This window comes from Mesorhizobium sp. M7A.F.Ca.CA.001.04.2.1, from assembly GCF_003998485.1.
Classification (GTDB): domain Bacteria; phylum Pseudomonadota; class Alphaproteobacteria; order Rhizobiales; family Rhizobiaceae; genus Mesorhizobium; species Mesorhizobium ciceri.
Map to the genome: position 1 here is coordinate 1 of NZ_RZQT01000096.1, position 22,041 is coordinate 22,041.

The following is a 22,041-nucleotide window of genomic DNA, read 5'->3' on the forward strand; positions in this document are numbered from 1 at the left end:
GCCGTGCGCACCGTCACCCATTCATGGAAGGCGATGGCGTGCAGCCGGCGCTCTTCCGGCGTCGACAGCGACAGATGCGCCATCGCCGCGGTGTCGATCTCGGCGCCGCCCGTGTCCTCGACCGTGATCATGAAGCCGAGGTCGACGGCAATGTCGCGGATCTGGCGTGTCTTCGTCACGCCGCCAAGGCGCGAGATCTTCAGCGTCAGCCCGTCGGCCGCGCCCAGGCGATGAATTTCCAGCATCGCCTCGAGCGAGGTGACGGATTCGTCGAGCACCATCGGCTTGTCGAGCATGCGGCGCACCGACATGTTTTCATCGATCGTGGTGCAGGGCTGCTCGAACGTGTAGTCGATGGCGCGCGTGGCATCGGCGAATTGGCGCGCCTGATAGGGAGTCCAGCCGGCATTGGCGTCGCAGAAGATGACCGTGCCTTTCGGCACCGAGGAGGCAACCGCGATGACGCGTTCGATGTCGTCATGGACATTGCCGCCGACCTTGACCTGCAGCCGGTGGAAGCCGTCCTTGACGATGCGCTTGGCCAGCGCGGCCATGGCGTCGACGCTCCCGTGCGTGACGACCTTGTAGAGTTCCGCGGTGTCGCTTTCCTTGCCGCCGAGCAGCGTGACCAGCGGCACGTCGGCTGCGCGCGCCGCCAGATCCCAGCAGGCCATGTCGAGCGCCGACTTGATGTAGGGATGGCCCTTGAACACCGTGTCCATCAGCCGCCCGATGCTGGCCAGCCCGCGCGGATCGCGGCCGATCAGATGCGGCGCGATCTCGACCACGCCGGCGCGAACGCCGGCGGGGAAGGCGGCTGAGTAAAAATTGCCGAGCGGCGCCATCTCGCCCCAGCCGGTGATGCCGCTGTCTGATGTCATGGACACGATCACCGCGTCGAAGGCGTCGGCCTCGCGCCCCTTCGACATGCGGTATGGCCCGTCCACGAAGGGCTGCATGACGTGGTAGGCCTTGATGGTCTCGATCTGCACGTGTCTTGTCCGCTGTCTATGGTGTTGGGAACGGGTCAGGCGCCCCTCGATGGGCGTTGTTCGAGGCCGCGGGCGTAGGCAAGCAACTCCTCGAAGTCGAGATCGATATGCTCCCTGGCATGGCGCTGGGCCGCACGCATGTCCTTGCCCTTCAGCAACCGCACATAGGTTTCGTGAACGTCTTCGGCCGGCACCGGCTCGTTGCGGGCATGCTGGTGGAGCGCGAAATACATCTGCAGCCGGCTGGTCAGCCGCTGCCAGGTTTCCAGCAGCACCGAATTGTCGGCCCATTCGTAGATCAGGCCATGCAGTTGCAGCGCGGTTTCGATCTGGCGTGTCGTGTCCAATGCGCGGGTCGCCTGCTTCACGGCTTCGTGGCGCCGGTCGAGCTCGTCGAAGAAGCGCTGGTCACGCAGCGGCCACGCCCGCTCGATGGCCAGCTCGTCCATCACCTTGTTGAACGAATAGGCATCGTCGATGTCCTTGGCTGTGACCTCGATGACGAAGGTGCCGGCATAGGGGATGCTGGTCAGGATCCCTTCCTGGACCAGCTCGCGCATCGCCTCGCGCAGCGGCGCGCGGCTGACCCGCATCTGTTCGGAGATACGGAGCTCGTTGAGCTTCTGGCCGGGCGCGAGCTGGCCGGTCAGGATCGCGCGCCGCAACAGCGCAACGATCTCGGCGCGTCGCGTCGTATCCGCGATCGGACTGAAATCCGCTTTCGCCATTCGGCCACTCCCAGGAAACCGAAAGCAAGACAAGCAGATTGTCGACAATCTAACAAGAGGCTATCTCAATTGATTGGCCAACGCTGCTGAGACCGTTTCGAAATTCCCTCTGGCGAGTCATATGGAGCCGCTGTGGAACGGTTGCCGCCGCTGAATGCGATCAAGACTTTTGAAGTTGCCGCCCGTGCCGGCAGCTTCACTCTGGCCGCCTCTGAACTCGGCGTGTCCTCTGCAGCGGTCAGCCAGCAGATACGCAATCTCGAAACCTGGTTCGGCAAGCAGCTGTTCGTGCAGCGGCAACCGCATCGCGCTCACCGACGCCGATCGCCTCGGCAAGGCTCGGCCTGGGCATCGCGCTTGGCCAGCGGGTCATGGCGCGCGCCGATCTGGAGGCCGGTCGGCTGATTGCGCTCTCCTCCGTCTCGGTGCGCCTCGGGCACCCCTATTGTGCATTCATGCCGCCGGCCAAGGTCGACCGGGCCGATGTTGCCGGTCTGGTGGAACTGCTCAGTCGAGCGGCGCCCGCGACCTGTGGGAAGGCCGGGGCGCCGCGCTGAAGCCGGATCCTGACGGGGGTGTTCAGGTGGCCGGCTTTTCCGGTATCGGCGATACGGGCGCTCCGGGGCCGATCTTCTGCAGATTGCCCGTAATCACCTGGTCGCCCTCGGCGACGCCGCTGAGGATGGCGACCTGATCGCCGCTCGTCGGTCCGAGCGAAACCAGCCGCTGGTCGACCGTGTTGCCCTTGCCGACGACATAGAGATATTTGCCGAGCTGGCTTGAGCCTAGCGCCGTCTGGGGCACCATCAGCGCATCGGCCTGCTCTCTCACATGCAGCCGGACACGGACATACTGGCCCGGCAGCAGCGTAAACTTGCCATTGCCGATCGTCGCGCGCGCCGTGATCGTGCCGGTCGAGCGGTCGACCGAATTGTCGATGAAGGTAAGCTCGCCCTTCTGGCTTGCCTCGGTCTGGCCGGGGAGCAGGACATCCACTTCGATCGGGCCGTTCGCACGGGCTTGCTCGATCTCGGTCAGATCCGTCTCGCTCGGGTTGAAGGTGACGTAGATCGGGTCGAGCTGCACCAGCGTGTTGAGCACGGTGCCGGCGACGCTGACCAGCGTTCCGACCGAGGCCTGGTTGCGGCCAAGGCGCCCGGCAAACGGCGCCCGGATTTCAGCGTAGCTCAGATTGAGCTCTGCCGTGCGGACCGCCGCCTGGTTCAGCGCCAGCGATGCCTGCGCTTCGCGCAAGGTGCTGGTGCGCTGGTCGAAGCCGTCCTTGGCGAGGTAGCCGCTCTTGGCGAGCTCGGTGCCGCGACCAAGATTCGAGCGGGCATAGTCGAGCGTCGCCGTGTCGCGCTGCACTTGGGCCTTGGCCTGGTCGAGCGCCGCCTGGAAGTCGTCAGGCGAGATCTTGTAGAGAAGATCGCCTTGCCGGACGTCGACGCCGTCGGCTGCGGTCTGCTCCTGCAGATAGCCGGGAATCCTCGCCTGTAAGGTGATGCTGCGGATCGGCTCTGTCCGCGCGGCATAGTCGAGGTAGATCGGGATCGTCTTCTTGACGACGCTGACCACCGGCACCGGCATGACGAACGCCGCCGGGGCGGGCGCCGCACCTGCCGTGCCGGCATTGAGGCTGAGATTGCCCATATCGAGCAGGTGGACGCTGGCCACCGAGATCGCACCCAGCGCGACAGCCGTTCCCAACGCGATTTTCCATTTACGCATGATCAGTCTCCAATCTTATTCGGCTGCTTCCGCCAGGGGCGGTAAAGCGTGCTCAGCAGTTGGTTCATTGTCTTGAGAGGTGGGCTCGTCTTTGCCGCGGCGTTCACGCAGCTGTTCGATGACCGCGTAGAACACCGGCACGAACACCAGCGACAGGATGGTCGCCGCGACCATGCCGCCGAACACGGTGGTGCCGATCGACTGCCGGCTTGCCGCACCGGCGCCGGTCGCAAACATCAGCGGCAGCACGCCGAGGATGAAGGCGAAGGCCGTCATCAGGATCGGCCGCAGCCTGAGCCGTGCCGCCTCCATCGCCGCGTCGACGATGCTGAGGCCTTCCTCGCGCCGTCGCCTTGCGAATTCGACGATCAGGATCGCATTCTTGGCCGCCAGGCCGATCAGCATGACGAAGCCGATCTGCGAGTAGACGTCGATCTGCATGCCACGCAGCAACAACGCTGCGAAGGCGCCGAACAGGGCCAGTGGCACCGCCAACAGCACCATGAACGGCATCGCCCAGCTCTCATACTGCATCGCCAGGATCAGGAAGACGAAGACAATGGCGAGGCCGAAGACGACGGACGCGATCGATCCTGCCTTGAGCTCCTGGAAGGTGATGCCGGTCCATTCGAAACCGAAATCCCTTGGCAGCGCGGTTGCAGCGGCCCGTTCCATGGCGGCAACCGCCTGGCCGGAGGAAAAGCCCGGTGCGGCGCCGCCATTGATCGAGGCCGAGGCATTGTTGTTGTAGTGCGGCACGGTCTCCGGGCCGACGAAGGGCACGAGTTTGCCCAGCGTCGAGAGCGGCACCATGCCGCCGGAGGCATTGCGCACATAGAGCCGCGAAATGTCGGCGGCACCCGCACGTGCATCCTTGTCGGCCTGGATGGTCACCCGGAAGGTGCGGCCAAACAGGTTGAAGTCGTTGACGTAGAGCGAGCCGAGATAGATCTGCAGCGTGTTGAAGACATCGGGCAGGTTGAGGCCGAGCAGTTTGGCCTTGCTGCGGTCGAGGTCGTAGTTGAACTGTGGCGTCGAGGTCGAGAACGGCGAGAACAGCTGCTGCGGGTTGATTTCCGGCTGCTTGCGCGCCTCGGCGATCACGGCTTGCGTCGCATCGTTGAGGGCTGAACTGCCGCGGCCGGTCAGATCCTCGACGACGAATTCGAAGCCGCCCGTCGTGCCGATACCGGGGATCGACGGCGGATCGAAGCTCAGCGCAAAGGCCTCCGGGATCTGCATCAGCTTGCCGCGCACATCGGCGACGAGCTTCGATGCGCTCTGGTCGGGGCCCCGCTCCTCCCATGGCTTCAGGATGGCGAATTCGACCGCCGAATTCGATTGCGCGGCACTGGTCAGGAAGTTCAGGCCGCTGATCGAGCCGACGATGTCGACGCCGGGCGTCGCCTGCAGGATGTCACGCGCCTTCTGCGCCACCGCGTCGGTGCGTTCCAGCGACGCGCCGTCGGGCAACTGGATGACGACGAAGAAATAGCCCTGGTCCTCGACCGGAAGGAAGGTCGAGGGCAGCCGCTGCCAGACGAAGTAGGTGGCGACCAGCCCCGCCGCGAACAGGCCGAGCATGATCCAGCGCAAGCGGATGAGGATGCGCACACCATTGGCATAGGCGTGCGACAGCCTGTCGAAGCCGGTGTTGAACCAGCGGAACGGGGCGAACTGCGTTTCGCCGCGATGCCGCAGGAAGGCGGCACTGAGCGCGGGGCTCAGCGTCAGCGAGTTGAAGGCGGAGATGCCGACGGAGATCGCCACCGTCAGTGCGAACTGGTTGTAGAGCTTGCCGGAGACGCCGGGAATGAAGGCGACCGGCACGAACACCGCCATCAGCACCGCGGTGGTGGCGATGATCGGGCCGGTGACCTCGGTCATTGCGGCCTTGGTCGCCGCAAGCGGTTTGAGCCCGGCCTCCAGCTGTCGTTCGACATTCTCGACCACGACGATGGCGTCGTCGACGACGAGGCCGATCGCCAGCACCATGCCGAGCAGGGACAGCATGTTGAGCGAGAAGCCGAGCATCTCCATGACGACCAGCGTCGCCACCAGCGACACCGGAATGGCGATGGTCGGGATGATCGTCGTGCGCCAGCTTTGCAGGAAGAGGAACACCACGGCGACGACCAGCACCAGCGCTTCGCCGAGCGTGATCAGCACGTCATGCATCGACGCCGAGACGAAACGGGTGGTGTCGTAGTGCATCGCATAGGACACGCCCTTCGGGAAACGGCCCGACAGCTCCTGCATCTTGTCCTTGACGCGCTGCTGCAGATCGAGCGCGTTGGAGCCGGGCATCTGGTAAACGGCAAGCACCACGGTCGGGTCTTTACCGAAGAAGGCAGACGACGAATATTGCAGCGCGCCGAGTTCGATGCGGGCGACGTCGCGCAGCCTGACCAGCGAGCCGGTATCGGTGTTGGCGCGCACGACGATGTCGCCGAATTCCTTGGGATCGCTCAAGCGGCCGACGGCGTTGACCTGCATCTCGAAGGCGGTGCCGGCGGGTGCCGGCGACTGGCCGATCTTGCCGGCCGCCACCTGGACGTTCTGTTCGGCGATGGCGTTTTGCACATCGACGGCGGTGATGCCGAGATTGGCGAGCTTGTCGGGATCGAGCCAGACGCGCATCGAATAGCGCCGCTCGCCGAAGATCTGCACGTCGCCGACGCCGGGCAGCCGCTTCAGCGGGTCGACCACCTGCAGATAGGCAAGGTTGCTCAGCGCCACCGGATCGACCGAACTGTCGGGCGAAGTCAGGTTGACGATCAGGACGAAGTTCGGATTCTGCTTCTTGATCGTCACGCCGCCCTGGTTGACGATCGCCGGCAGCGACGAGGCGGCCTGCGAGACGCGGTTCTGCACGTCGACGGCGGCGGTGCTCAGCGAATAGCCGACATCGAAGGTGATGGTGATGGTCGAGGAGCCGTCATTGGAACTCGTCGACGACATGTAGGTCATGCCCTGCACGCCGTTGATCTGCTGCTCCAGCGGCGTCGTCACCGTGTCGGCCACCACTTGTGCGCTGGCGCCCGGATAATGGGCGCTGACCACGACCTGCGGCGGCGTGATGTCGGGAAACTGCGAGACGGGCAGCAGGAAATAACAAATCGACCCGGCGAGCACCATGATGATGGCGATCGCCGAGGCGAAGATCGGACGGTGAATGAAAAAGTTTACCACGACACGCACGCCTCTCCGGCTGCTGTTGCCCGCCCGAAGGCGCTGGCAACCCTGGACAGCCTTTGGCCGCGCTTGTCACCGAGGCCGTCCCGCGAACGCAGCAACGGCACCTCGCCACGCTGCGTATCGGCGAGCGAGCGCAACATCGTCTCGAAGGCGCGCGGGTCGACGCCATCGGCTTTCATGACCAGCCGGATCATCGGATCCCGGACGGCTTCATCTATGGTAAGATCGCGGCGCTGCGGCATGGCCGGCTCCTTGTCTGTCGATTCGCAGCCCGTGCTCGCGAACCGTTTTCATCTCTTCACCGGCCGAGGCCGCATGATTGGCAGTTTCTCGCCCCTCTCGTCTGGCAGGGCCGTTCACGGCCTTGTTATTGACGGTGGACGATATAGGTGTTACCAGTAAGTAACATTCTGGAAGTTACAGACCGGTAACACCCTAGTCAAGAGGTGGCCGAGGGTTTTTTGGAAACGAAAGGAGATCATGATGGCAGACGGCATCGTGGAGCGCTCTCGTCCCCGGGATCGGATCCTGGAGACGGCACGCGACATGTTCCACAAGCATGGCATCAAGGGCGTCGGCGTCGACGCCATCACCGAAGCTGCCGGCACGAACAAGATGACGCTCTATCGTCACTTCGAATCCAAGGACGAACTGATCGTCGAATGCCTGCGCGCCAATGCGGCCAAGGCCGGCGCTATGTGGGAAGCATTCGAGGCCGAATTCCCTGGTGACAAGCTTGCCCAGCTGCATGCCTGGGTTCGCAAGGCGGCTGCCATGCTCAATGCGGACGGCCGCGGCTGCGACATGGCCAACGCCGCCGCTGAGCTGACCGAGCCGGACCATCCGGCCAGGCTGGTGATCAAGGAGCTCAAGGAAGCCCAGCGCGCGCGCCTTGTGACGCTATGTCGGGATGCCGGCATTGGTCAGGCCGAACTGCTCGCCGATACGCTGTCGCTGTTGTTCGAGGGCGCGCGTGTCAGCGTGCAGACCGTGGGTACCGAAGGTCCGAGCACCCAGTTCGTGCGCATGGCCGAAGGGCTGATCGTTTCGTTCCGGGGCGCTGCCGCCGGTTGAGATCCGCCACGATTGTTGGCGGGTTACGGCTCTATGACGGAGGGCAGTCTACGCCGTTGACCCAGGCGGTATGGAAACTCCGGCGGCCAAACGAAAAAAGCCCGCTGCCGGGAGGAGGTGGCAGCGGGCTCGATTTTCGAATGTGGCGCGGGAGGAGGTGCACCCCATTCAGCGTCGGCATCGCATCTGGGAGGAGTAGATGGCCGACAACCAGAACCTACGAGTTGCCCAACGATTCGGCAACAAAGAAACTTGCATAGCTGCTGTGCAGATTTGCCGTGCCAATTATCATACAAATCCGGCAACAGGCATTTTTGCAGGCCGCCTGCTTCACTGCACCGGCACGTTTTCCCTGAAGATCAAGCGCGGTTCGATGAACTTGCGCGTCAGATAGGGCGCGGCCGATGCGATCGAGCCGAGCAGGCGAATGACCGACTGCTCGGCGATCAGCCGCGCATTCTGGTCGATGACGACATCGGCGAGATCGTCGACGAGATGACCGCGCGTGTCCTTGGTCAGGTCGTGGCAGATGAACACCGGCTTGCGGTTCGGCCTGGCCTCGCGGATCGCCTTTGCAACGCCCGAATGTCCAGCTCCGACGCAATAGATGCCGAGCAACTCCGGCTCGTCGTGCAGTGCCTTCATGGTCTCGGTGTAGCCGGCATCGGGCTCGTCGTTGATCTCGACGGCGCTGCTGACGGTCAGATTGGGAAACTCCTCGTTGAGCACCGAGCGGAAACCCATCTCGCGTTCCTCGTGGCCGCGATAGGAACGTGAGCCGACGACCATCGCCAGATGGCCGGTGCGGCCGCCAAGGAAGCGTCCCATCAGCAGCGCCGCCGTTCGTCCCGCCACCCTGTTGTCGATGCCGACATAGGCCGCGCGCGGTGCCGCCGGAACATCGGACACCAGCGTCACCAGACGCATGCCGGCTTCGACGATGTCGCGCAGTATGTTGCGCGTACGCGGATGATCGACAGCGATCACGCCAACGCCATTGGCCCTGAGCGACAGGTTTTCGACAGCGCTCTGCAGCGCGTTCGGCGAGATACCGGCGAGATTGTGGATCCGGCACGAGGCGACAAGCGGCAGACGCGCGGCGTAGTCCTCGATATGCCGGGCGAGATCGCGCATGAAGGCATTGCTGCCGATCGGCAGCAGGAATTCGAGATGGGCGGGCCGCGAGGGCAGCGTCACCTGATCGGCGACCGGCAGGTAGCCGAGTTGCTTGGCCGCCTCCATGACGCGCTGGCGGTTGGCCGCACTCGCACCCGGCCGGTTGTTCAGCACCCTGTCGACCGTTGCGGTCGATAGCCCGCAATTGCGGGCGATATCCGAGACGGTGGCTTTCATGCCGCTACCTATGCGCCCTGCGATGCCGCGCCAGACAAGCGATGCGATCTGAGGCAGCGGTGATTGCCGCCATCACCCGACAGTCAGTGCGACGGCTTGCCATCGGTGATGGCATCGCGGATTTCCTTGTCCGACATGCCGGTGATGATCCGCTCTACCTCCGCCACGCTGGTCGTCTTCGGGTCGATGTCGTCGGCGACCACCTTGCCCCGGCGCATGACGACGATGCGGTCGACCACCTGGAAGACATGGTGGATGTTGTGGGCGATGAAAATGCAGGAATGGCCGGAATCGCGGGCGCTGCGCACGAAACTCAGCACGCCCTGTGTTTCGGCGACGCCCAGATTGTTGGTGGGCTCGTCGAGGATGATCAGGTCGCTGTCGAAATGCATGGCGCGCGCGATCGCCACCGCCTGACGCTCGCCGCCGGAGAGAGAACCGATCGGCGTCGTCGGCGGGATGTTCTTCGAGATGCCGACCTGCTTGAGCAGGTCGCGGGCAACCGTGTTCATCGCCTCCTGGTCCATCCGGTTGAGGAAGCGCGGCGGCTTGATCGGCTCGCGCCCGAGGAACAGATTGCGGGCGATCGACAGTTGCGTGACCAGTGCGGAGTCCTGGTAGATCGTCTCGATGCCATGGGCGATGGCGTCGCTGGTGCTGCGCAGGCTCACCTTCTTGCCACGGATGAAGATATCGCCGCTGGTCAGCGGAACGGCACCCGAAAGCACCTTGATCAGCGTCGACTTGCCGGCGCCATTGTCGCCGAGCAAGCCGACGATCTCCCGTTCATTGACATGGAAATTGGCATCCTCCAGCGCCTGCACGCGGCCGTAGGACTTGCGGATGTTCGTCATGCGGATCAGTGGCTCGGCCATGGTTCAAGTCCCCGCCTGATGCCGGCGTTCCAGCCATGAATGCAGTGCCATCATGCCGAGGATGATGGCACCGATGAAGATGTTGTAGGCAAGACCAGGCACGCCGATCAGCACGATGCCGTTGCGCATCACGCGCAGGATCAGGATGCCGAGCACGGTGCCGATGATCGTGCCGCGCCCGCCGGTAAGTGCGGTACCGCCGATCACCACCATGGCGATGACTTCCAACTCATAGCCGGTACCGCTGTTGGGGTTGGCGGCGGACGTGCGCAACGAAGAGATGACGCCGGCAAGCGAGGCCATGACCGACGACAGCACGAACAAGCCGATCTTGACCCCGCTGACATTGACGCCGCGCGCCCGCGCCGCGCTCGGGTTGCCGCCGGCCGCCTGGATCCAGTTGCCGGTGCGGCTTTGCGTCAGTACGTAGCCGAGCGCGATCGCCGCGGCGATGAACCAGAACAGTGACATGTAGATGCGGAACGGGCCGATGAAGAAGTCGCCGACCAGCGCTTCCGCCAGCCAGCTGCCCTCCGCACTCCAGGTGCGCTGGGGAAAACCGTCGGTGACGAAAAGGGCGGTGCCGCGCACCACCAGCAGCATGCCGAGCGTCACCAGGAAGGATGGGATCTTGAGCTGCGTCACGAACCAGCCATTGACCAGCCCGATGAAGGCGGCGACCAGCAGCGCGGCGACAAAGCCGACTTCGAGCGAGGTCAGGCCGCTGTTGAACAGGGTCCACATCAAGACCGGCGAGAAGCCGAACAAGGAGCCGACCGAGAGGTCGAACTCGCCGGACGTCATCAACAGCGTCATCGCCAGCGCGATCAGGCCGAGCTCGACCGTGAAAGCCAGCGTGTTGGAGATGTTCTGCGGCGACAGGAAGTCGTGGTTGAAACTCCAGAAAACGGCGATCTCGACGACGAGCAGCACGAAAGGGCCGAATTCCGGCCGTGCGATCAGGCGTGGGACGAGCGAATGATTTTCCACAGGCAATCCGCGACATGAGTGGAAGGCTGAGCGTTGCACATCGCGTGCGAAGGGCTCGGCGAAATGGAGAGCCAGTCGCGACCGTTGGGCGGCCGCGACTGTTGAGATTGGATGTTACTTGCCGGACAGGATGTCGTCGTAGATCTGCGCGGTGTCTTTTTCATAGAGCGCGCCGGTGATGACGTTGAAGCCCGGAGGAATGCCGCCGGCGGCCATATTGGCCAGCGAAAGCGCGACATAGCTGGTCGCCTGCGGGTCCTGCCACTGGCCGGCATTGACATAGCCGTTCAGCACTTCCTGGGTGGTGTCGAGCGAATTGCCCCAGCCGACGACCGGGATTTCGCCCGGCTTGATGCCGACCTGGTCGAACACCCGCTTGATCGAGCCGGTGACGAGGTCGCCTAGGCCGATGATCGCCTTGACCTTGGCCTTGTTCGCCGTGAGGTAGTCGACCATGCGGTTGATCACTTCAGCCTGATCAAGCGTCGCTTCCGTGATTTCATAGGTAATGCCGAGCGGCTCGAAGACGCTCTTGATGCCTTCCTCTTCCTGCACGCCATAGGTGGCGCCGGGGATTTCGACCGGCATCCAGACGAAGTCGCCCTTCTTCACCAGGCCTTTGTCGACCAGATACTGTGCCCAATGCTTGCCGAAGGTGACATTGTCGCCGCCGACATAGGCGTTGAAATCGGCTTTCGGATCAGGCGTGTTGAAATTGATGATCGGCACTTTCGCCGCACGCGCTTCCTTGACGATCTCGATCAGGCTGCCCGGATCGGGGCTCGTGGTGACGATGCCATCGGCCTTGGCGGAGAGGGCGGCGCGAACCGCTTCCTGCTGCGAGGCGACATCGCCATTGTGGAACGAGGTGTTGACCGTGTTGCCGGTGTCCTTGGCCCACTGCTTGGCGCCGGCCAGGAAGTAGGTCCAGACCGGATCGGCCGGACCGCCATGCGAAATCCAGTAGAACGTCTTGGCCTGTGCCGCTGCTGGTACCACCATCAGCGCCACCAACAGGCCGTATAGAACGAGTCTTAGCCGTGTCAGCATTTGATTTCCTCCCGTTTGTAGATCGTCAGTTCAAAATCCGTCCCTTGTTCTGCGTCTTTTGCCAGTGCCGATTGAATGCGTCAGAGCATCCCCTTTTTCGACGGATGGCAAGCCTCCATCTGCCAGGCCTCCATTTGCAGGTGTAGTGGGCGCCTGACGGGGCGTCATCAGCCGTCCCATCAGATTGCATCAGTTGAGGTGATTTTCCGACTGTCGGATAATTGGTGTGATGTTTCGGTCGCGCGAACGCGGCCTGCGCCGACAAGGGCACGCCGACGACCATCCCAGGCCCACGGGACCAGGTCCGCAGCGCCCTGGCAGGGCGCCGACGATACCGGTTGCTAGATCAGATCGGCTCTGGCCAGCTCCCGCATCAGGTGGCTGGCGCCGTAGGTCCAGTGCGGGCAGTCGGGCGACAGCCGCACCCGGTTGACCAGCGCACCGAATTTTTCCGACGAGATGGTGACGATGTCGCCGACCTTGTGGGTAAATCCCTTGCCCTTCTCGCCGCGATCCTTGGATGGAACGAACATGGTGCCGAGATAGAGCGCCAGCCCGTCCGGATACTGGTGGTGCGGCCCCATGGCCGCGGCGACCAGTTCCTCCGGCGAGCGGCTGATCTCGGCCATCGAGCTTGCGCCCTCCAGCGAGAACCCGTCCTCGCCCTCGACTTTCAGGCGCACGACGGCGCGCTTGACGTCATCGATGGAGAATTTGTCGTCGAACAGGCGGATGAAGGGGCCGAGTGAGGCCGAGGCATTGTTATCCTTGGCCTTGCCGAGCAGCAGCGCCGAACGCCCTTCGACGTCGCGCAGATTGACGTCGTTGCCGATAGTGGCGCCGACGATCCTGCCGCTGGAGGCGGCGATCATGGCGATCTCGGGTTCCGGATTGTTCCAGGTCGACACCGGGTGCAGCCCAACATCGGCGCCGAAGCCCACCGAGGCCATCGGCTGGCACTTGGTGAAGATCTCGGCATCGGGGCCGATGCCCACTTCCAGATATTGCGACCAGGCGCCGCGCGAAATCAGCTTGGCCTTGATCTCCATCGCCTCGGGCGAACCGGGCTTCAGCTTCGACAGGTCGTGGCCGATCAGTCCGGCAATGTCGGCGCGGATGGCATCGGCTTTTTCAGCCGAACCACGCGCCTGTTCCTCGATCACCCGTTCCAGCAGGCTGACGACGAAGGTGACGCCCGATGCCTTGACCGCCTGCAGGTCGACCGGGGAGAGCAGGTAGGGTTTTGCTGGATCGCGCCCGGTTTCAAAACTGTTGGCGGCGATGTCATCGAGCGAACCGATCGGTCTGCCTTCGGCCGAGCGGACATGCCCAGCCGGGTCGGCCATCTCGCAAAGGTCGCGCATGGTCGGTGCCGTACGCGAGGTGATGTCGAAGACCGTGCCATCGCGAACCGTGACGACCAGCGGGTATGTAGCACCGCTGCTTCTGGCGCGTCCGACAAAAAGGCCCTCGCTGGGCAGGTGGGTCGGGTTCGTCATGGCGCTCTGTCCTCTTAGTGATCGGCAATGTGGTGAAGTGATCGACAATGTGGGCTAGCCGGATCGGCGTGGCACTTTCACCGGATTCCTCTCAAAGGTCTATCCCGTCGCAGGCGATCGGAACTCTGGGTCTCCGGTCGTCTCGGCGGCAGTCCACAGGCGAAAGCCAGGGTGCTCTTTCAAAATTGTGAAATTCTGACTAGGATTTTCACCAATCGCAGCGCATTCAGGTGACCCTTGGCGACAGCATTCTCCGATCCCATCTGGCGCAGGCCGCAGGCAGCTTCCACGTTTCAATCGCTTCCGAATGGCGAACGGGTCGATCTCGCCATCGTTGGCGGTGGCATCATGGGCTTGTCGACTGCCTTGCATGCCGCCCGGCTTGGCCTGTCGGTGCAGGTGCTGGACGCCGGCGAGATCGGCCAGGGCGCATCAGGCTTGAATGGCGGCCAGGTCATTCCCGGCCTGAAATACGATCCGGAATGGTTGCTGGAGCATTTTGGCCCGGAGCGCGGCGAGGCGCTTGTCAATTTCGCGGCGTCGACCGCCGACGCGGTGTTCGAGCTGATCCGCGACGAGAATCTGGCGGTGCCGTTCGTTCGAAATGGCTGGATCCAGGCGGCGCACACCGAGGCCGCGCTGAAGGCGGCGACGAACCGCGACCGGCAATGGCACGCGCGCGGTGCCGACGTCCGGTTGCTGAACGCAGCGGAGACCGCAGCCAGGACTGGCGCACAGGGTTATCTCGGCGGCTGGCTCGACCGCCGCGCCGGTGTGATCGATCCGCTCGCCTACACGTCTGAACTTGCCCGGGTCGGGACCGCGACTGGCGTGAGGATAGCAGAGCGCCAAAGGGTCGTGCGGCTCGCCAATGCCGCCGGTGTTTGGCGTATTTTGATCGAAAATGGCCTGGAATTGCAGGCAAAGGCGGTCGTGCTGGCGACAAACGCCTATACGGACGGTCTGATCCCCGGTCTCGCCCAGACGATCGTGCCGCTGCATTCTTTCCAGATCGCCACGGCGCCGTTGCCGCCCAACCTGGCGGCCACGATCCTGCGGGGCGGGCAGGCGGTGTCGGACTCCAGGCGCATCCTCGTCTACTACCGCAAGAGCGCCGACGGCCGGCTGGTGCTTGGCGGACGGGGCCGCATGGCGCTGCCGACGAGCGCCGGCGACTGGGCGCATCTCGAGCGTGCGCTGGTACGGCTCTATCCCTCGCTGTCCGGCGTTCCCATCGAGAAGCGCTGGTTCGGCCGGGTGGCGATGACGCCGGACCACCTGCCGCACATCCACGAGCCGGAGAAAGGCCTGCTCGCCGTGGTCGGCTGCCAGGGTCGTGGTGTCGGCCTGATGACTGCGCTTGGCGAGCGCATCGCCAGCTACCTCCAAAGTGGCGACGCCAGGCAATTGCCTTTCCCGGTCTCGCCGATCCGGCCGATCCCGTTTCACGCCTTCCGCCAGGTCGGCGTCGCCGCGACCATCGCTTGGTATCGCCTGCTCGATGCGTTGGAGCGCTGACCAGGGCGCTTCATCCCCTTGGGGCTCCGTTAGGGGATTCTGCTTGACAGTTTCATGAATATGAAAAACTCTAAGCCAATTTCAAATTTCCAATAGGCAGGTCGATGTCGACCCTAGTTGCCACATCAGCGCCAGAGGCCCGGTCTTCCCAGGGCTTCCGGGTCGCCATGCTGCTGCCGGGCGCGCTGGTCACCTTGCTGCTGATCCTGTTTGCGCTTGGCCTCGTGCTTTTCCTCGCCTTCCGCGGCAATGACGGTTCGCTGCTCGGCGCCGGTTTCACCGTCGCGAATTTCGTCACCGTGGTGTCCGATCCGCTGTACTGGACGGTGACGCTGCGCTCGCTGATCATTGCCGCTCTGGTCACGCTGGCGACGGTCGTCACTGCCTATCCCGTCGCCTACTACCTTGCCTTCCACGCCGGCCGGCGGCGCGGCCTGCTGCTGTTCCTGGTGACGCTGCCGTTCTGGACCAGCTATCTCCTGCGCGTCTTCGCCTGGAAGATCGTGCTCGCCTACAATGGCGTTTTGAACTCGGCGCTGATCGAAAGCGGCATCTGGTCCGAGCCGACATTGGCCTTTCTCAACACGCCGGCCGCCGTCGTCGTCACGCTGGCGCACGCCTATGCGCCTTTCGCCATCCTGCCGATCTACGTGGCGCTGGACACCATCCCGAAATCGCTGATCGAGGCCGCTTCCGATCTCGGCGCGCGGCCATTCACCTCTTTCCGCCGGATCGTGCTGCCCAATTCGATGCCGGGCGTGCTGGCGGCAGCCCTCGTCGTCTTCGTGCCGACGGTCGGCGACTATGTCACGCCGGCGCTCGTCGGCGGCCCGGCCAGCACCATGATCGGCACGCTGATCCAGGCGCAATTCGGCAAGGCCAATGACTGGCCGTTTGGCGCAGCACTCTCCGTCGCCGTCATGCTGGTCATCCTGTGCGTGGTGCTGGTCGCCCGCTTCGCCGACCGCAGATTTGGCAGCCGCACATGAGCACTGCACGCACGCAGGGAGGTGGCCGCTGGCTCGGCATGTATGTCGCCGCCTATTTGGTCTTTCTCTATCTGCCGGTGCTGCTGATCCCGCTGTTTTCCTTCAACAACTCGATCCAGGCAGCGTTACCGCTGCAAGGTTTTACCTTGCAATGGTACGCGACGCTGTTCGGCAATTCGGCGCTGACCGGTGCACTCTTGAACAGCCTCGCCATCGGCGCCATCGCCGCCACGGGTGCGACGCTGTGCGGCATAACCGTATCCTACATGGACCTCTACGGCCGCTCGCCCCTGGCCGCCACCATCAGCGCCATCGCAAGGCTGCCGATCCTGATCCCGGGCGTCATCGTCGGCATATCGCTGCTGATCCTCATCAACCTCGTTGGTCTGGGGCCATCGCGCGTCGCCATCGTTCTCGGCCATATATTGGTGGCGCTGCCGACGACCGTGGTGATCATGCGCAGCCGCTTCGCCGCCATCCCGAAAACCATTCGCGAGGCGGCACTCGATCTCGGCGCCTCCGACTGGACGACCTTCCGGCGGGTCATGCTGCCGCTCAGCCTGCCGGCCATCGTCTCGGCATTCATGCTGGCCTTCCTGATCTCCTTCGACGAATTCATCGTCGTGTTCTTCCTGGCCGGCACCGAGCCGACGCTGCCGCTCTACATCTGGAGCCAGCTGCGTTTTCCCCGGTCGCTGCCGACGGTGATGGCGCTCGGCACTTCGATCCTGGCGGTGTCCTTCGTCATCGCTGCAGCAGCTGAAATCCTGCGCCATCGCGGCTTGTCCGCCACGGCGCCAAGGCCTGCGGATCCATCACAACCAAAACAAACCAAGAGAGGAGAACTGCAATGGCATTCGACCTGAAATCGATCTCTGCAAAGACTGTTTGCGCTGGATTGACGGCGTTCGCGCTGGCGCTGTCGTCGACCGTTGCTTTCGCCGGCGACAAGCTGCAATATTTCACCTGGTCGGGCTATGAACTGCCCGACTTCAACAAGAGCTTCCTTGCCGCGCATCCCGATGGCGTCGAGGCCTCGATCTTCGGTGACGACGATGACGCCTTCACCAAGGTCAAGGCCGGCTTCCGACCCGACATTGCGCATCCCTGCTATGACAAGGTGGCGCGCTGGAACAAGGAAGGCCTGCTGCAGCCGATCGACACCAAGCGCATCAAGAACTGGGACTCGATCTTCCCGGTGTTCAAGAACCTGCCAGACCTGCAGGCTGGCGACGGCAAGGTCTGGATGGTGCCGTGGGACTGGGGCAACACCTCGATCCTCTACCGCACCGATCTGGTGAAGAACCCGGAAGCGAGCTGGAACCTTTTGTGGGACAAGCAGTATGCCGGTCGCATGGCGACGATCGACGCGGTGCATGACACGCCTGTCGTGGCGGCGCTGCTCGCCGGCGTCAATCCGTTCGACATGACGCCGGAGCAAATGGACAAGGTGGCCGAGAAGCTGCGCGAGCAGCGCCCGCTGCTCTCCAACTACACCACCGACATGACCTCCGTCGAACAGGCGCTGGCCAGCGGCCAATTGGTCGCCGCCATGACCTGGAACGCGTCGGCCACCTCGCTCAAGAAGCAGGGCGTGCCGGTCGAGTTCATGAAGCCGAAGGAGGGCATGCTGACTTGGGCCTGCGGCTTCGTGATGCTCAAGGACGCCAAGAATGTCGACCTCGCCTATGATTTCATCAACAGCCGGCTGGAGACGGATTCCGGCAAATACCTGATCGAGGCCTACGGCTATGGCAGCTCGACCAGTTCGGCCTTCGCGGCGGTGCCGAAGGAGGAGCTGGAGAAATTGCAGCTGCCGTCCGACCCGGAGGTGATGCTGAAGACCACCATCTTCACCGGACCGATGAAACAGAATGACGACCTCGCCAAGATGTTCGAAAAGGTCAAGGCGGGGGGATAAAGCTCCCCCTTCTCCCCTTGTGGGAGAAGGTGTCGCCGAAGGCGACGGATGAGGGGTGCTCCAGGGAACACCAGCGTCTCACTCCGCTGGAACACCCCTCAACCGTCTCGGCGCTGCGCGCCGATCCACCTTCTCCCACAAGGGGAGAAGGGAAAGCAAACGAGGACTAACGCATGGACATGCTGGATGAAGCGGCTGGGAAGCCGAAGGACGATGCCGACGTTCGCGTCGGCCGGCGCGTGCGGGCGCTGCGGCTGGAGCGCAATTTGTCGCTGGCCGATCTTGCGGCAAAGGCCGGCGTGTCGATCGGTGCATTGAGCCAGATCGAGCGCGGCATGTCCTCGCTGCGCGTCAAGGTGATCTGGCCGCTCGCCGCCGCCCTCGACATCGAGCCGTCGGCGCTGATCGCCGACGGCAACGATGCGGCCAACGATCTCTATTGCGTGCGTGCCGACAAGCGGCGGCAAATCCCGGTGAAATCGGAAGGCATTGCCAAGGCGCTGCTGTCACCGCCGGGCGCGACGCTGACCGGCATGCTGGTGACGGTGGAAGCCGGCGGCGGCACGGCCGAGGCCTATGCGCATGCCGGCCATGAATTCGGCTTCGTGCTGGCCGGTGAGGTCGAACTGGTGGTGGATTCGACGAAATACGGGTTGAAGGCGGGCGACAGCTTTGCCTTCAAGAGCACGCTTTTGCATGCCTTCCGCAATCCGGGCGCCGAGCGGTGCCAGATTCTCTGGGTCAACACCACGAAGCCGTCCGAGGTTCGCGATGGCGCCTGATCCACTCGTCCGGCTGCAGGCGGTCTCGAAGATTTTTCCTGGCGGCATCGTCGGGCTCGACGCCGTCGATCTCGACATTATCAGCGGCGAGTTCATCACGCTGCTCGGGCCGTCGGGTTGCGGCAAGACCACCAGTCTGCGCGTCATCGCCGGTTTCGAAAGCCCGTCGAGCGGCAAGGTGCTGCTAGACGGCCGCGATATCACGGCACTTCGCCCGTTCGACCGGCCGGTCAACACCGTGTTCCAGGACTACGCGCTGTTCCCGCACATGAATGTTGCAGAAAATGTCGGCTTCGGTCTGTCGCTGCGCAAACTGTCTGGAGCCGAACAGGCTAAGCGCACCGGCGAAGCGCTCGACATGGTCGGTCTCGCCGACAAGCTTGGCGCCCGTGTCTCCGAACTGTCTGGCGGCCAGCGCCAACGCGTCGCGCTCGCGCGTGCCATCGTCTGCGAGCCGCGCGTGCTGCTGCTCGACGAGCCGTTGTCGGCGCTCGATGCGCATCTGCGCGAACAGATGCAGGTTGAGCTGAAGCGGCTGCAGTCGCGGCTTGGCACCACCTTCGTCATGGTCACCCACGACCAGACCGAAGCGCTGTCGATTTCCGACCGCATCGTCGTCATGAACAAGGGCCGCATCGAGCAGATCGCACCGCCGGCCACACTTTATGACCGGCCTGCCACGAAGTTTGTGGCGAGCTTCATCGGCACCATGAATCTCCTGCAATCACGGTTTGTCGGCCGCGATGGCGATCGCTTGCGTTTCACCGCCGGCACCCTGCCGCTGGAGGCTATTTCTGAAACCGGCGAGGCACCTGCCGAGGGCGCTACCCGCACCATCGGCGTGCGCCCGGAGGATTTGCTGGCGATGACCGAGGCCGCGCCCGGCACCGCACCGGCGCGCGTCAACAGCGTCGTCTTTCACGGCCGCACGCTGCGCCTGCATGCCGAACTCGGGCAGGGCGCACCTGTCGTCATCGACGCGCCGCGCCAGGCCGAGGGTTTTCGCTTCCAGGTCGGCGACGTGGCGCATATCAGCCTACGCCGTGGCGCCCACTGCCCAGTGCTGCCAGGTTAGTTCATCGATACCTGAAACGGAGCACACGTCGCACGTTCAGCGGCCACAAGCAGTCGGGCAACGGTCGCGACTATGCCGATCGGGCGATCGACGATTTCTCAAGGACGTAGGTTTCAAGCCACCCTCAGCAGAGCTTCTTCGACTGTTGAACTCGCGGGCGATGATCCGGAAAGCACGACCGACCGTTCGCTCATTTCCGCTTGCCATGTTCCCGTTTTGTTCTAAAATCTCCGGCTTGGCGGGGATGGGTGGCGCAAAAGGAGGAAGGACATGAACGAACTGCCCACATTCAACACAGCCGAAAACGGTCAAACATCTTTCAACTGGCATGAGCGGAACAGGCGTCGTCGCACTGATCGGTTGTTCTTCTGTCACCTGATGGATGGCACCATCGCCGACCCTATCGCTTTACAAGCAACCGCTTGGCGCCAGGAACTCGGGCTGAAAGGGAAAACAATTGCCGATCACATCTCGCTTGTTGGACTCGGCGACCATGACGGATTGCCGGAGGGCTTGGTAGAACTCGCTCACCACATAGGCTCGATGATTGTCGCAAAACCATTCGACGTTTCTTTTGATCGTTTGTGCGCTTTTGGCGGTGGCGCGCTTGTTTTACGCAACAGCGACGGCAATCCTTCGCTGCAAGAATTCTGGCGAAACCTGACGGCAGTGATTTCGGATAGCCCGTTAAAGCTCTTTCTCACAAAATCCATTGAACCGCATGTCACGCTGCTTCGCGACAAAGTGGGAGTGCCCAAAATTCGCGAAAGGGCGATTGAGCCCATCAGTTGGACAGTGCGGGATTTCGCGCTCGTCCAGAGCTTCATCCAGGAAGGTCGCTATGAGGTGCCTCACCGTTGGCAATTGACGGGCCAGGACGATGCCCGGCCCGCGATGTAAACGCCTCAAATCATCGTCATATGTCCGCGGGGACCATCATCCTGACATGGCTTGTCAGCTACGGCGCGGTCCGACGATGGCAGGCCAGCAGGCTGTTCCCTACCTAAATGCGTCTGAACAGGAGGAACGAAAATGACCATCGCGGAAATTGCCAAGGATTTTACCGAGCTGCTCAAGCAGGGCGAGAACGAAGCTGCCGCCGAGAAGTACAATTCCGACGATATCGTGAGCTACGAAGCCATGGAGGGGCCGATGGCCATCTCCCGTGGCAAGGAGGCTCTCAGGCAGAAGGGCCAGTGGTGGCAGGAGAACAATGAAGTCCATGGCGGCTCTGTCGAAGGCCCCTATGTCAATGGCGACCAGTTCGCGGTGCGCTTCAAGTTCGACATAACGCCCAAGGCTACCGGCGAGCGTGTCACCATGGATGAAGTCGGCCTCTACACGGTCAAAAACGGCAAGATCACCGAAGAGCGCTTCTACTACTAGGGCCGAACCCCGGCTTCCGGCTCACGTCGCTGCAGGATCAGGAAATTAGACGGCCGGGACATTGTCCTGGCCGTCATGTGGAACGGAGATATGGCAACGGCTCTGGCAAAGCGGAAAGGGTGGTTTAGTCTGTGGAACGGATTCGACAGTCAGCCAAGGAAGCACGCTTTTGACGATCACCATGTACGGCATCACCACTTGCGACACGGTCAGGAAGGCGCGCGTCTGGCTGGAAGGCCATGACGTAGCCTACCGGTTTCACGATTTCAGGGCCGAGGGACTGGACGCGAAGCGGCTGGATGGTTGGGCGGGCAAGGTCGGCTGGGAAAAGCTGCTCAACAAGGCGAGCACGACGTTCCGCGAGCTGCCGGACAAGGAAAAGCAGGGTCTCGACGAGAAGAGCGCCAAGGCGCTGATGCTGGCCAAGCCGACCATGATCAAGCGGCCGGTGCTGGAGGTAGGCGACCGGGTTATGGTCGGGTTCAAGGCTGATGTCTATGAGGCGGCGGTGGGGAAGTAGAGCTGCCTCTCGTTCCACGGTGTTCCGTGGCGCCCCCCCTCTGTCCTGCCGGACATCTCCCCCTCAAGTGGGGAGATTGGCAGCTTCGCCGCTCCGCCATTCCTGTCACGTTCGGGATTTGCGAAGAAGATGATGACAGCGGATCTCCCCACCTGAGGGGGAGATGGCCGGCAGGCCAGAGGGGGGGCGCTGTCCCGCCGACCGCCATAAAATCTCAGCGTCCGCGCAAATACCCCGCCAGCGCCACCGCATTGTTGTGCGCCTCGTCATGCGCGCCGTAGAGCAGCGTCACCTTGCCGTTACCCAGCAGGCCTCGCAACTGCGTCACCGCCGCGCCATTCCCATCCAGCTCAGCGCGAT

At 63.3% G+C, this 22,041-nt stretch carries 22 protein-coding genes and 1 pseudogene; 12 read left to right on the forward strand and 11 right to left on the reverse strand.

Annotated features, from left to right (window positions below; all coding sequences use genetic code 11):
• Together EN955_RS24710 and EN955_RS24715 are read right to left on the reverse strand one after the other, a co-directional pair.
• A partial coding sequence (locus EN955_RS24710) for a mandelate racemase/muconate lactonizing enzyme family protein (RefSeq protein WP_127223471.1) occupies positions 1–992 on the reverse strand: 992 nt, incomplete at its 3' end.
• A gap of 35 nt (positions 993–1,027) precedes the next feature.
• Positions 1,028–1,720 (reverse strand): GntR family transcriptional regulator, encoded by a 693-nt coding sequence (locus EN955_RS24715; protein ID WP_023808713.1) that lies wholly within the window; start codon positions 1,718–1,720, stop codon positions 1,028–1,030.
• A gap of 132 nt (positions 1,721–1,852) precedes the next feature.
• Here EN955_RS24715 and EN955_RS35540 point away from each other — a divergent pair.
• A pseudogene (locus tag EN955_RS35540) lies at positions 1,853–2,011 on the forward strand (LysR family transcriptional regulator); the annotation flags it as partial.
• Between the two features lie 80 nt (positions 2,012–2,091).
• Positions 2,092–2,277: a hypothetical protein gene (locus EN955_RS35545; RefSeq protein ID WP_024502612.1), complete on the forward strand. Its 186-nt coding sequence runs from the start codon at positions 2,092–2,094 to the stop codon at positions 2,275–2,277.
• Between the two features lie 22 nt (positions 2,278–2,299).
• On the opposite strand, the gene EN955_RS24725 is transcribed toward EN955_RS35545, so the two are convergent.
• The 3 genes from EN955_RS24725 to EN955_RS24735 are packed head-to-tail and all read right to left on the reverse strand — an operon-like array spanning position 2,300 to position 6,891.
• Positions 2,300–3,451 (reverse strand): efflux RND transporter periplasmic adaptor subunit, encoded by a 1,152-nt coding sequence (locus EN955_RS24725; RefSeq protein WP_013532876.1) that lies wholly within the window; start codon positions 3,449–3,451, stop codon positions 2,300–2,302.
• Positions 3,452–3,466: 15 nt separating this feature from the next.
• Positions 3,467–6,643, reverse strand: coding sequence for a multidrug efflux RND transporter permease subunit (locus tag EN955_RS24730; RefSeq protein WP_024502613.1), 3,177 nt, complete (start codon positions 6,641–6,643; stop codon positions 3,467–3,469).
• Entirely contained in the window at positions 6,637–6,891 is a 255-nt protein-coding gene (locus EN955_RS24735) for a hypothetical protein (protein WP_024502614.1), read from the reverse strand. The genes EN955_RS24730 and EN955_RS24735 overlap by 7 nt, the downstream gene beginning before the upstream one ends.
• Before the next feature lie 241 nt (positions 6,892–7,132).
• Here EN955_RS24735 and EN955_RS24740 point away from each other — a divergent pair, with 241 nt between their 5' ends.
• Entirely contained in the window at positions 7,133–7,723 is a 591-nt protein-coding gene (locus EN955_RS24740; RefSeq protein WP_013532873.1) for a TetR/AcrR family transcriptional regulator, read from the forward strand.
• A gap of 330 nt (positions 7,724–8,053) precedes the next feature.
• Here the strand turns inward: EN955_RS24740 and EN955_RS24755 are convergent, their stop codons facing one another.
• From EN955_RS24755 to EN955_RS24775, 5 genes are all read right to left on the reverse strand, one after another.
• The gene (locus EN955_RS24755; protein WP_024502615.1) at positions 8,054–9,076 is read right to left on the reverse strand and encodes a LacI family DNA-binding transcriptional regulator; all 1,023 of its coding nucleotides are present in this window, start codon (positions 9,074–9,076) and stop codon (positions 8,054–8,056) included.
• Between the two features lie 83 nt (positions 9,077–9,159).
• On the reverse strand, positions 9,160–9,951 hold the full coding sequence (locus EN955_RS24760; RefSeq protein ID WP_013532870.1) for an ATP-binding cassette domain-containing protein: 792 nt from the start codon (positions 9,949–9,951) through the stop codon (positions 9,160–9,162).
• A gap of 3 nt (positions 9,952–9,954) precedes the next feature.
• On the reverse strand, positions 9,955–10,941 hold the full coding sequence (locus tag EN955_RS24765) for an ABC transporter permease (RefSeq protein WP_024502616.1): 987 nt from the start codon (positions 10,939–10,941) through the stop codon (positions 9,955–9,957).
• 114 nt (positions 10,942–11,055) lie between these two features.
• Complete coding sequence (locus EN955_RS24770) at positions 11,056–11,991, reverse strand: substrate-binding domain-containing protein (protein WP_013532868.1); 936 nt, start codon at positions 11,989–11,991, stop codon at positions 11,056–11,058.
• Positions 11,992–12,332: 341 nt separating this feature from the next.
• Positions 12,333–13,490: a fumarylacetoacetate hydrolase family protein gene (locus tag EN955_RS24775; RefSeq protein ID WP_024502617.1), complete on the reverse strand. Its 1,158-nt coding sequence runs from the start codon at positions 13,488–13,490 to the stop codon at positions 12,333–12,335.
• Between the two features lie 237 nt (positions 13,491–13,727).
• On the opposite strand from EN955_RS24775, the gene EN955_RS24780 reads away from it, so the two are divergent.
• From EN955_RS24780 to EN955_RS24820, 9 genes are all read left to right on the forward strand, one after another.
• Positions 13,728–15,008: an FAD-dependent oxidoreductase gene (locus tag EN955_RS24780; protein WP_024502618.1), complete on the forward strand. Its 1,281-nt coding sequence runs from the start codon at positions 13,728–13,730 to the stop codon at positions 15,006–15,008.
• Positions 15,009–15,112: 104 nt separating this feature from the next.
• Complete coding sequence (locus EN955_RS24785; RefSeq protein WP_013532864.1) at positions 15,113–15,997, forward strand: ABC transporter permease; 885 nt, start codon at positions 15,113–15,115, stop codon at positions 15,995–15,997.
• Positions 15,994–16,863, forward strand: a complete 870-nt coding sequence (locus EN955_RS24790; protein ID WP_024502620.1) for an ABC transporter permease — start codon at positions 15,994–15,996, stop codon at positions 16,861–16,863. Before EN955_RS24785 ends, EN955_RS24790 begins: the two co-directional genes overlap by 4 nt.
• Positions 16,848–17,918 carry an ABC transporter substrate-binding protein gene (locus EN955_RS24795; protein ID WP_024502621.1) on the forward strand — a complete coding sequence of 357 codons (1,071 nt, stop codon included), beginning with the start codon at positions 16,848–16,850 and terminating at the stop codon, positions 17,916–17,918. Before EN955_RS24790 ends, EN955_RS24795 begins: the two co-directional genes overlap by 16 nt.
• A 173-nt stretch (positions 17,919–18,091) precedes the next feature.
• Complete coding sequence (locus EN955_RS24800; protein ID WP_024502622.1) at positions 18,092–18,700, forward strand: cupin domain-containing protein; 609 nt, start codon at positions 18,092–18,094, stop codon at positions 18,698–18,700.
• Entirely contained in the window at positions 18,690–19,775 is a 1,086-nt protein-coding gene (locus EN955_RS24805; RefSeq protein ID WP_024502623.1) for an ABC transporter ATP-binding protein, read from the forward strand. The genes EN955_RS24800 and EN955_RS24805 overlap by 11 nt, the downstream gene beginning before the upstream one ends.
• A 270-nt stretch (positions 19,776–20,045) precedes the next feature.
• Positions 20,046–20,675 (forward strand): 2'-5' RNA ligase family protein, encoded by a 630-nt coding sequence (locus tag EN955_RS24810; protein ID WP_024502624.1) that lies wholly within the window; start codon positions 20,046–20,048, stop codon positions 20,673–20,675.
• Positions 20,676–20,807: 132 nt separating this feature from the next.
• The gene (locus EN955_RS24815) at positions 20,808–21,161 is read left to right on the forward strand and encodes a nuclear transport factor 2 family protein (protein WP_013532858.1); all 354 of its coding nucleotides are present in this window, start codon (positions 20,808–20,810) and stop codon (positions 21,159–21,161) included.
• Positions 21,162–21,330: 169 nt separating this feature from the next.
• The gene (locus EN955_RS24820) at positions 21,331–21,681 is read left to right on the forward strand and encodes an ArsC family reductase (protein WP_013532857.1); all 351 of its coding nucleotides are present in this window, start codon (positions 21,331–21,333) and stop codon (positions 21,679–21,681) included.
• A gap of 214 nt (positions 21,682–21,895) precedes the next feature.
• Here EN955_RS24820 and EN955_RS24830 read toward each other — a convergent pair.
• The coding region (locus tag EN955_RS24830; protein ID WP_127223472.1) for a DUF488 family protein at positions 21,896–22,041 on the reverse strand (146 nt) is incomplete at its 5' end.